The sequence below is a fragment of the Deinococcus detaillensis genome (assembly GCF_007280555.1).
Classification (GTDB): Bacteria; Deinococcota; Deinococci; order Deinococcales; family Deinococcaceae; genus Deinococcus; species Deinococcus detaillensis.
On the sequence record NZ_VKDB01000093.1, the window covers coordinates 1 to 533 of the forward strand.

1 protein-coding gene is annotated in these 533 nt (G+C 55.3%); it reads left to right on the top strand.

Going from position 1 to position 533, the window contains the following annotated elements; all coding sequences use genetic code 11:
• Positions 1-410: transposase (locus FNU79_RS18995; protein ID WP_185974834.1), on the top strand; the 410-nt coding region annotated here is incomplete at its 5' end.
• Positions 411-533 lie beyond the last annotated feature (123 nt).

The following is a 533-nucleotide window of genomic DNA, read 5'->3' on the forward strand; positions in this document are numbered from 1 at the left end:
ATATTCCATTAGCGGTCGTGCTGTGTGGGGCCAACTGCCATGACAGTCAGAAGCTCAAAGACGTGCTGGAGGCCGTTGTCATCGTTGTTCCTCAACCTCAGGTTGAGGAACAACGTCATCTCCTTCTTGACCGTGGATACGACACGCCGACGTGTCGCACCCTCGCCTGCGATGCGGGCTTCGTCGTGCATATTCCGAAAAAAGCGTCAAAGGAAACACCGCTTCCTGTGCCAACAGATCCAGATCGTCATCCGCCAAGACGTTGGGTCGTGGAAGTTAGGCACGCTTGGTTCAATCGGTTCAGACGGCTCCAGACCCGCTGGGAAAAGCGTCAAGCGCTGTATCTGGGATTTGTCGAGTTGGCCGCCTGCCTCATCATCTGGCGAAAACTGGCCCCGCTCGTCACCTGAATAGATTTTCCGAATAGACTCTTAACTCGACTTTGGCCATTGACAGGGGGAGCAGCTTGCTGCTCCCCCTGTCAAACTTGGGCATGACACTCCTTCCGAAGTGGTTCACGGGGGTCCTGCAAG